Annotated in this window: 6 protein-coding genes; all 6 read left to right on the top strand. The window is 65.1% G+C overall.

Annotated features, from left to right (window positions below):
• Positions 1-1,138: RHS repeat-associated core domain-containing protein (locus HY699_14680; GenBank protein ID MBI4517050.1), on the top strand; the 1,138-nt coding region annotated here is incomplete at its 5' end.
• A gap of 13 nt (positions 1,139-1,151) precedes the next feature.
• The gene (locus tag HY699_14675) at positions 1,152-1,580 is read left to right on the top strand and encodes a hypothetical protein (GenBank protein ID MBI4517049.1); all 429 of its coding nucleotides are present in this window, start codon (positions 1,152-1,154) and stop codon (positions 1,578-1,580) included.
• A gap of 139 nt (positions 1,581-1,719) precedes the next feature.
• The gene (locus HY699_14670) at positions 1,720-2,679 is read left to right on the top strand and encodes a transposase (protein ID MBI4517048.1); all 960 of its coding nucleotides are present in this window, start codon (positions 1,720-1,722) and stop codon (positions 2,677-2,679) included.
• A gap of 76 nt (positions 2,680-2,755) precedes the next feature.
• Positions 2,756-9,019, top strand: coding sequence for a hypothetical protein (locus tag HY699_14665; protein MBI4517047.1), 6,264 nt, complete (start codon positions 2,756-2,758; stop codon positions 9,017-9,019).
• A 350-nt stretch (positions 9,020-9,369) separates the two neighbouring features.
• Positions 9,370-9,900, top strand: a complete 531-nt coding sequence (locus HY699_14660; protein MBI4517046.1) for a hypothetical protein — start codon at positions 9,370-9,372, stop codon at positions 9,898-9,900.
• Between the two features lie 263 nt (positions 9,901-10,163).
• Positions 10,164-10,415: a hypothetical protein gene (locus HY699_14655; protein MBI4517045.1), complete on the top strand. Its 252-nt coding sequence runs from the start codon at positions 10,164-10,166 to the stop codon at positions 10,413-10,415.
• The last annotated feature ends 335 nt before the right edge of the window (positions 10,416-10,750 follow it).

The raw sequence follows: 10,750 nt of genomic DNA, 5'->3' as shown, positions 1-10,750 counted from the left end.
GCAGGTGATCACCGACAGCAGCGGAGCGGCGGTCGAGTACATCCGTTACAAACCCTACGGCGAGGCACGCGGGCGCTGGGGCAGTGACGACTGCGCCAACGGCGGGTACTGCCGCGAGTTCACCGGCTACGACACCGAGCCGCTCAGCGGCCTCCAATACGCCGGCGCCCGCGTCTACGACCCTGCGCTGGGGATGTTCTTGACCCACGATCCCGCCCGCCAGTTTGCCAATCCGTACGCCTACGGGCCGTGGGATCCAATCAACGGCACCGATCCTACCGGGGCGATCTTCGGTCTAGATGACATCGTTGTTGCGATCGTGCTGATCGCTGCCGCCGCCACGGCGATCGATGTGGGCGTGAGCACGGGCGACGTCGGTGCAGCGTTCAAGGCTTTCGCCATCACAGGAGCGATCGGCCTTGCCACGGCCGGAGTTGGGGCATACGGGCTAGGGGTCCTGAAGGCTGCCGTTTCGCCAGCGACCTACGCCATGACCGTCACCGCACTACAGGCTACCGGGGTTGCGGCAGGTGGGTACGGCGCCTACCAGGCCGCCAATAACGGCATGTATGCGACCGCAGCGGTGGCCGCTGCCCTGAGTGCTTTCGGCGCATATGATCTCCTAAGCGCCGCCCAAGGAGGAAATGGCGGACTACACCGAGCCGGCGGTGAAAACGAGACCTTCGGGCAGAAGCTCGGCGACTACGTGGACGATTGGACTGCCCAGAAGAATGTTGTGCAGCCGGGAACCAAAGAGGCCGGCATCCTCAACCAATCCATCAACGAGATTCCCTACACACCGACCGGAGAGGGATTACAGGAGACGCTGAACTCGGGACGGGTCTATACGTACGAGCAGCGCTTCGGGGGAGCGGAGCTGTACTCGCGAGAAGGCAACATCTTCGTCCCGACGCGATCTCTCGGATTGCCGACGAACTACCTCGGCGGTCAACTCGCGCACGAATACTTTCACGTGTTGAGTTACCAATTCACGGGGTTGAGCGGGTCCGAGGTGTTTGCCAATCGGTTCGGAGAAGCGTCGAGCTATATCGGTCCAAGTCGCGCGCAGATTCTGGCCAACTATCCGACGGCTCCAGACCTCTACCGCGGCGTTCTCAGGGGGCCCCTCAACTACTAGGAGGGGAACGGAGATGCGCCGCGTCGCAATCGCACTATTGGCAGTCGTCGGAGTTGGATCGCTAGTCCTGGCGGCCTACGCCTGGTCGCGCTGGGGCATGATCGCTGATGCCGGCAAGCCGCGAGAGGCTTGGGCACGAGACCGGCTCTGCTACACGCTGTGGGTGTTGGTCGGAGCGGACGAAGCGGTTCGACACTTCCAGGAAACGGAAGGGCACTTGCCACAATCCCTTCTCGAGGTGGACGTGAAGCCTAAGTCTCCCAAGGACGCGTGGGGCAATGAGATCGTGTACGAGTCCAAGCTGGGGGGCGGCTATCGCCTGGTCTCTCCAGGTCCCGATCGGATCCTAGGAACAAGCGACGACGAACCCAACACAGAAGATGAGTCCGTCACCAATCGGCACAAACGTCTGTGCTCTCCCGAATCGCGCTGGAGTGGTTAAGCGCAGCAGCCAGATGCCCACCCTCTGATCTCGACAGCGGCCGCCGAGGCGTTCACGCTTCAGCCCCGCAGTGGGGTCAAGCCTGGAAAGCGGGAATTAGCGGTGGACATGCCCGCGTGGGCCTGGTAACCGATCTGTGATGGCACGAGCGCTACGGATCGCGTTTCCGGGGGCCTGTTACCACGTGACCGCGCGTGGGAACGAGCGCAAGGCCATCTTCCGCGACGACCACGATCGCAAGCAGTTCCTGGCGCGACTCCAAGCCGTGGTCGAGCGGTATCGTGTGGTTGTCTATGCCTATGTGCTGATGCGGAACCACTATCACCTGTTGGTGGAAACCCCGGAGGGGAATCTGAGCGAGGCGCTGCGCCAGCTCAACGCGGTCTATACCCAGGACTTCAACCGCCGCTCCCGGCGCGTCGGGCACCTGTTTCAGGGGCGCTACAAGGCGATCCTGGTGGACAAGGAGTCGTATCTGGTGGAGCTGAGTCGCTACATCCATCTCAATCCCGTGCGGGTCGGAGAGGTCGCGGACCCGGCGCAGTTTCGGTGGAGCAGCGCGGCGGCGTATGTGGGCCGGCAGCCGGCCGCGTCCTGGCTCAGCGTGGAGGGTGTGCTGAAGCAGTTCGGGCGCCGGCGCAGCGTGGCGCAGCGGGCCTATCGGCAATTCCTGCGCGACGGCGTGGGCCAGGGGCGGGCGGCGCCGTGGGATGCGGTGGTGGGGCAGACGTTGCTGGGCGAGGTGGGCTGGGTGGAGCGGATGCGGCAACGGGTGAGCAAGCGGGGGATGGGCCTGGAGGTAGCGCACGGGGCGCAGCTGCGCGCCCGGCCGGCGCTGTCGGTGGTGGTCACGCAAGTGGTTCGAGCGACCAAGGTACCGCGGCAGGAGATTGTGCGGCGGGGCGGGGGCTGGGCGCGCGCGCTGGCGATGTGGCTGGTGTGGGAGCTGTGCGGCCTGCGGCAGCGGGAGGTCGGCGCGGCTTTCGGGGTGGGACATTTCGCGGTGAGCAAGGCGATCCGACGAGCGCAGCGACTGCAGCAGAGCAACAGGCAGGTGGCGAAGGTCGCCTCGCGCCTGATTACCACTTTCCAGGCTTGACCCCCAATGCTCTTTCCCCATCTTGAGCACCGGCCCCTCTACGATCACTTACGGATCGAGTGTCGAGGAGGCGTTCTTGACGGTCGTGTTCGACACGACCAGCAATCAGTGGACGGTGACTGATAAGAGTGGGCTGCAATACACCTACGGCGCCGAGGCGTTGTCCCGTACGGGCGCGGATGTGAACAGCGCAGGCGGTACGTTCTCCTGGGGGCTCAGCTCGGTCGTTGATACCAACGGTAACCGCATTGACTATTCCTACAATGGCGGGTTGTATCCGTACCAGGTTGACTACGGTGGCAACCCGGCGGCGGGCTACCCGCACCGGTTCCACGTTCACCTGGATTACGAGGGCCGGGCTGACCAGGCGCCGTCGTTCGTGGGTGGCTTCGAGCAGCGCGTCACCGGCATCGTGACCACTATCCGCGTGTGGGTTGACGGGCTGAGCACATACCAAGCGCCGACCACGCTCTACACGCTACGCTACGAACCCGCCGCCGACACCGGCTGGAGCCAGCTGGTCGAGGTGACCCGCGCCGGCGCCGACGGCGGCGCGTTTCCATCGACCACCTTCACCTACCAGCAACCGACCCACGCTTTCGGGGCAGAGCGTACGATGTCGTTCGGCGAACCGCGGATGGCCGGCACTGATGGCGTGCTGATTGGCTGGGACTACGGCGAGTTGATGGATGCCGATGGGGATAGCCGCACCGATTGGGTGCAGGTAGCACTCGCAGGTGTTATGGGCCCGAGCAACTACTTCAAAGTGGCGCGTAATCTTGGCGATCGTTTTGCAACCCCGGTGCCGTGGGGCGCAAGTCCGATGTACGGATACGTCCGCGACCCGTTCGGTGGCTTCATGATGCAGTGGGCCGACCTTACGGGGGACGGGCTGCCAGACTATCTTCTATCGCCTTCCCTTCAGGATCCGATATCGCAGTTCTGGGATGTGCAGCGAAATACAGGCACGGGCCTGGCGCCGAACACGCCCTGGCAGCAGCCAATTTGGTATTTCGACGAGCCTGAATTCTTGAGTGCGAGCTTGGGCCAGCCCCGTGACATCAACGGCGACGGCCTAGCCGACTTGTTGGAGTGCACGACACCCACGGACAACGGTGAGAAGCCCTCAGCAACCTTTCCATACTGTACGTTTCACCGCAACAATGGTAGCGATTTCAGCGGCCCGGTTCTGTGGCGGGTACCGCCAAACGTGACGCTAGTGGGGCGGCACGGTAGGGCTTTGGCCAAAGGCCTGTTCGACTTGAACGGGGATGGCCTGCCTGATCTTGTCTCCTCGGAGCCAAACATCGCTACCGGGCCGGCCCACTGGGACGTGTTCTGGAATACCGGTCATGGTTTTGCCGACACGCCGGCCTTTTGGCTGGCGCCCTCGCAATCGGGCGAAGCGCGTCTCCTGGCAGAGGCACACTTCGACGAGGTGAGCGAGAGCGTGCACATTACTACCGGCTTGCACGACATGAACGGCGACGGGCTTCCCGATTACGTCGATGCCGGCACTCAGCCGTGGACGGTGTTTACCAACACCGGTGAAGGCTTCGCCGATGTCAATGACGGCGTCCCCTGGCAGTCGAGCCCGAGCGTGCCGTACATCAGCAGAACCTCAAGCAGCAAAGCGATGGTCGTCTTCACCGATTTGCGCGACCTCACCGGCGATGGCTGCGCGGACTATGTCAGCTCGATTGACGCTAGCACGCTCTTTGTGGTTCCCGCCGACGCGCCGCGCGCGGGCGTGTTGACCGCCATCAACAACGGCCTCGGCGCCACCATGAGTGCGACCTACGTGGTCTCGACCGACCTCGCCACGCAGCTGCAAACCTGCGGCGGCACCAGCGCCGGCGACATCTGCCAGTACAACTTCGATTGCCCCGCCAGCACCTGCGCGCAGTGCACCGACTGTATGAGCGTGCCCTTCCCGCTCGGGCTGGTCAGCACCATCACCACCGACACCGGCTTTGCCGGCGCGGGCAATGTGCTCACCCGCACCTACCGCTACTCGCGCCCCTACTTCGACCCCGACGAGCGCGAGTTCGCGGGCTTTCGCTTCGTCGAGGAAAGCCACCCCGCCGGCCGCCGCGTTCTGACCGAGTACTCGCAGCCGGGCGATATCCGCGACGCCAACGCGCGTGCCGCCGCCCGCCCCTTCAAAGGTAAACCCGTGCGCCGTGTGCTGCGCGGTACCACCAGCACCCAGCCGGTGTTCAGCGCCGGCGAGTTCAGCTGGAGCGCTGCCCCGCTCAGCGCTGAGCGAACGCAAGTACACCTGGCCTCGCGCACTGACACCAGCTACAGCGCCGGCGCCGGCCCGACGCAGCAGCTGCGCACCGACTTCCTGCAATACGACGAGGACAACAACCTCACACTCAGCTCCAAGCAGGCCACCAACTTGCCCACCGTCTGGACCACCGTCAGCTACGTCCGCAACCTGAACCCGCAAGACACCATCCGTGATCGGCCCGCGAGCGTGCGCGTCTCAACCGCCACCCGCCTGGCCGAGAAGCAGTTCGACTACGATAGCCACGGCAATGTCACCGCTATTCGCGAGTGGCTCGATACCACCGACACGTTCATCACCACGGCCACCCTCGCCTACGACCCGAGCGTGGATGCCGGCGCCGCGGCTGCCGGACAACCCACGCGCATCACCGACGCGCGCGGCAACATCACCACCGTCGAGTACGACGCCCATTACGGCATCTTCCCGTCCACGATCACCAACGCCCTCGGCCAGCCGGTCACGCTCGCGTACGACCTCGAATGGGGCAAGTTGCACTCGCGCGCCGATGCCAACGGGGATACCACCAGCATCACCTATGACGACTTCGGCCGGCAACTGGCGGTGACACGGCCATTAGATACCTCGCCCTGGCGCATGTTCGAGTACACCTTTGGAGGCGCGGGTGTACCCAGCCGCGTGGCCACCTTTGTGCGTGAGCCCACCGCTACCGGCGGCTATCGCCAGACAAACGCTTTCTTCGATAGCCTCGGCCGGGCGCTGGAGAACAAGCGCGACGAGGTGGTCGAGGGCAGCAGCACTGTCGTGGTCAGCGATGCCGTTAGCTTCGATGCCGCCGGGCGGGTGGCCAGTCGCGCGGCGGCGTTTGCCGGCACACTGGCGGTGGACGTTTACGAAAGCGCGCCCGGCGACGCCGGCTTTGTCAGCTTGGCCTACGACGCCCTCGATCGCGTCATCCGCACCACCAACTCCGACGGCACGTATCGCTCCGCCAACTACGACACCGCGGGCCAGACCGTTACCTACGATGAGAACTACAACGCCTGCACCAGCACCTGCACCGGGCGGCAATCAGTGGAGGAACGCGACGCCTTGGGGCGGATCATCCAGGTGCGCAGCTACGAGGCGCGCACCAACTTGGCTCCGACACTCAAGGCGCGCACGGCGACGACCTACGACGCCCTCGATCGGGTCACCGGCACCACCTCCTACACCAACGCCGCCGATAGCGGCAGCAACGCTACCACGGTCACTTTCAGTTACGACTCGCTCGGCCGCCGCACGCAACTGACCGACCCCGACTCCGGCACTTGGACGTACCGCTACGACGACGCCGGCAACCTGCTTTTCCAGGACGATCCGAAGACGGGACAGCATCTCGAGTTCTGCTACGACGCCCTCAACCGCCTGCAGTGCAAATACGGCCGTTCTGACGATGTCTGGTCCGGCAACGGCCTCTGCCCCACCACCGCCAATAGCGGCTGCCCGGCGGCCACCGGCGCCGAGGTGCTGGCGGCCTACTACTACGACTTCCCGCTCGACCCGCAGCTCTCCAACCCCGGCTCGCTGTGCGAGCACGGCCTCGGCCGGCTCTGCCAGGTGGACGATCGCCCCGGCGCCGCCACCGGTTACACCGGCTCGACCAGCTTCAGCTACGACGCGCGTGGGCGCGCGACGGCTTCGAGCAAGCGCATCACCATCGACGCCGGCTTCAGCGCCGGCTTCACCTTCCTGCGCACTTACGACGCGGCCGATCACCTCAAGACCATCAACTACCCGACCGACACCGCCAGTGAGATTCTCACCTACACCTACGACGCCGGCGGGCGCGTGGTCACCGCCTCGACGCCGGGGCAGGTGTATCTCAGCAATGCGCAGTACGACCGCTTCGGGCGCTTGCTGTCGCAGGCATACGGGCCGTCCTTGCTGAGCAACCGCTGGAGCTATGCTGATGGCGCCGCTGGGCCGGCTAATCAGTTCCGGCTGCAAGAGATCCGGGCGCAGGGCGGCAGCAACCTCTATCAGCAATTCAGCTACGGGCCCTATGACCCCAGCGGCAACCTGCTGGGCGTCCGCGACGCAAACGCTTACGCCACGGGCTTCACCTACACCCAGGGCAGCAGTCGCGACAACGATTGGGACTACACCTACGACGGTCTCGGCCGGGTGATGAGCGCCGACGGGGTGGCGACTTGGGGTGCGCCCACCGACTTCCAGTACGACAACTACGGCAACCTGATCACGCGTGATCCGCCCAGCTTCACGCACCAGACGGCGCAGCCCCATCGCATCCGCTACTCGTCGCCGCCGGGCAGCGCGAGCACCTACCAGTACGACGCCAACGGTGCGCTCACCTGGCGGCCCGACACCGACAGCACCGGGGCCGACAGCGCGCACACGATTGCCTACGACCTCGAAGGCCGCGTCAGCTCCGTCACCGCCGGCACCGCGACCGTCGCGTACTATCACGACTACAGCGGAGCGCGGGTGGCGCACCGTGACGACACCGTGCCGGTGTTCACCTTTGGTGACTGGTTCGATTACCAGCCCGGCGTGGTCGGCACCCTGACGCGCTATGTCTGGGCCGGCGGGCGGCGCATCGCGCAGAGCACGCTGACCTCCGGCGGCGGCTTCCCGCAGCTCGCGCGCACCGACAGCGGCGGGCAACCGACACTACTGGCGCGCACACTCGACGACGTCTGGCGCGGCGGCGGGCTGATCTACCCGCACTATGCGTTAGCTGCCGAAGACGCCGCCAAGCTCGGCGCGCTGCTCTTGCTGGTGGTGATCGTACTCGATCTGACGCCCGGGCGTGCGCGGCTGGGGATAGCCATCGGGCGGCACGGCGTCTTTCGCCGCGTCCGGCGCGGGCATGTGATCGTGCTGGCGGTTGCCTTCGGCCTGAGTCTGACTCCGCTCACCTGCGTGCGCCCTGCGCGCGGCGGCGGTGGCGGTGGCGGTGGTGGCGGCGCACCACCGCCGAGCTTCCCGGTATTCTTCCTGCACAGCGACCATCTCGGCTCCACCACTATGGTGACGTGCTACCAGCGCCCCGCGGGGGAGGAGTGTGCGGATGGTACCCCGGCGCAGTATTTTCGCTATGATGCCTACGGAGCGATGAAAGCGTTCACGACCACCGGCACGGCGGTCAGCGCCGGGCAAGAGAAGACCGCGCAGCTCTACACCGGCCAGCGCTGGGAGTGGCGCGCGCGAGTGTACGACTACGGCGCCCGCATGTACGACCCCCGCATCGCCCGCTTCCTCAGCCCCGACCCGGTGCGTGAGTACATGAACCCGTTCGCCTACGTGGCGTGGAATCCGGTGAAGTTCGTCGACCCGACGGGGATGTTCATTGGATTGGGGGGCGAGCTGATCGCCGCGACGAACTACGGCATGCCCATCGAGAGCTACTACAGAACCACGGTCACGGGCCTTGCATGGGTGACACTACTGGCCATGCGCGGGCTCATCGGAAGCAGTGGCCCCAACGGAACCAGGGCTGCTAGCAGCGGCGGCAACTTCGCAGGCTTTCGGGCCGCGTCGCCGACCCAACAACTGGCCGCCCTTCTCGGCGGCTTGGCCCAGTTGGCCGAGAACTCGTTCGGAGCCCATGGCGCCGCCGCACTCGCTGCTATGCTGAATAGCACTGACGTGGATGTGGGCGAAGGATTGCCGGGCGCCGGGGTCATGACCGTGAATGACGCACCTAAGCAATCCGGGGTCAACATCCTCGTCGGCGCCGGCGGGAGCGCAACCGCCATCACGGGCGCCGAACTCAGTGGGGGCGTCTTCGTCAACCCTGGCCTCCTTGGGTCGGAGAGCGCTGCTGGCATGTTTGGCAGCGGAGGGGCGACGACTGGCCTTAACATCTCCGCCGATCTCTTCATCGGGTTTGTCGCCGGTGACCTTGCCGGAACGACGGTGAACGCTAACATGACTGCCGGGTTCTTCAGCGTCAGCTTCTTTTTCAATCCGACAACGGGTGAACTGGTTGGCGCTACCGTTGGCTACGGGCCAAGCGCTACCCAGTTCGGCCTTTCGACGTCGCTGAGCACGACCGGCACCATCGCTGCCTGGGGGAGGTAATCGCATGAACCTTCGGCGAAGGATTTACGCCACTGCCATCTTGGGGCTGCCGCTTCTAGCGCTTATCGCTGCGCTTGTTGTCCTCGTCCACCCCGCATTCATACTGGTCCTGCTCGTGTTGCAGTTTGCGCTGGGTACATACGTCACAACACGGCGCTGCCCGCAGTGCCGGAAAGCCGTGCTGAACAATCCCGTCACGTTCTTCGGCACAAAGACTTTCATCTGGACGGTTCGGGTGCCGGAGCGCTGTACGCTATGCGGGACACGCTTGGTCCCTGGTGCCCCGCAGAAGGAGCCGTGAGATCCAGGCATTTGGGCATGGGATTTCAGACGCGAACAGGAGCTTAAGCATGAGCCGCAATCGAGTCATTGCTTGGATGCTCAGTTTGTTGACCATCGCGCTGATCGCGCAGGCACAGGACGGCAACGTGATCGACTTTGGGGCGTGGCTACAGCGACAGGAGCAGCGGCCAGCACCCGACGCCGACGCGGCGGTGCAAGCGCGCCACGCCATCCGCGACCGGATCGTGGCGGTGAAGGAGAGCCGCGGCAAGCTCGTCGCGCTGACCCGTGGTGGACGCTGGCAGAGTGAGCGGCGCCAACGGCGGGAAGCGCTGCCGTGGTTTGTGCAGCTCGAACGTACCCGCGACGACAACCGCATCACCGGGCGGCTCAACGTGGTCGGCTCCGGCCTGTTCAGCGAGGGCAACATCAGCGGGCGCATCGACGGCAGCGCCGTCACCGGCGCCGTCATCGATGATACCGGCAGCCAGCTCGCCACCTTCACCGGCACACACAACGCGCAAGGCACATCCGGCACCTACACCACCACCGACGGCGACGAGGGCACGTGGAGCTACGATCACGATGGCGCTGAGTGATCAGCGGTAGGCGAGCACGAATGAAGAGCGAGGGATGAGGGATGATGATCTTCTCGCGCCAAGACGCGAAGTCGCGCAGGGGAGCCGAGATGGTGTTTACATCCAACTCCGGCTTGGCGTCTCTGCGTCTGCGCGATAACCGGCTTTCCGGCGGGCCAGTCAAGCCGATCTTCGTGCTCTTGTGCCGTCGTTAGTGCCGTGATTGCACGGACTCGTCGGACGGAGCAGGGGTCGTCACCTACGAGTACGACGCCGCCGGGCAGGTGCGCCGCGTTGCCGGTAGCGCCGAGTACTTGAGTGATCTGAGCTACGACGTCTTCGGCCGGCCGGAACAGATCAGCCACGGCAACAACGTGGCCGATGCGCGCAGCTACGGCGGCGCAGCCGAGAACTTCCGCCTCACCCAGATCCTCAGCGCCGACCGCAACGCCGGGGGTTGCACCGACAGCGACCAGCACCCCGACGCGGACGCCAACGCGGACGCCGAGCGCGACGCCAACGTACAGTTGAACTAAACCGCTGCGCGGTGGTGTCTACTTTCGCGTCTGCCTGCTGATTTCATAGCGCTGTTTTTGTTCGTGACCCGCACTGCCTAAGGAGACAGACTGATCTCCATCACACGCGGCAATTGTCGCCGGCCCGGTCATCGTCGCCCAAGGAGGCCAGCATGGGCGAGTTACGCGATCGGATGGTGCGGGACATGGACGTGCGCCACGTCCCCGCACTCCAGAGGCTTCCGGCGGACGTGTCGGAGCGCACGGTCGAGGCCTATGTCGCCGGGGTGAAGGGGCTCGAAGTACTTCATGCAGTCCCCGGATCAATACAGCGACGAGCAGGTGCAGCGCTATCT

Source organism: Deltaproteobacteria bacterium (genome assembly GCA_016210005.1).
Lineage (GTDB): Bacteria > Desulfobacterota > Binatia > HRBIN30 > JACQVA1 > JACQVA1.
This window is presented reverse-complemented; position numbering and strand designations above follow the sequence as displayed.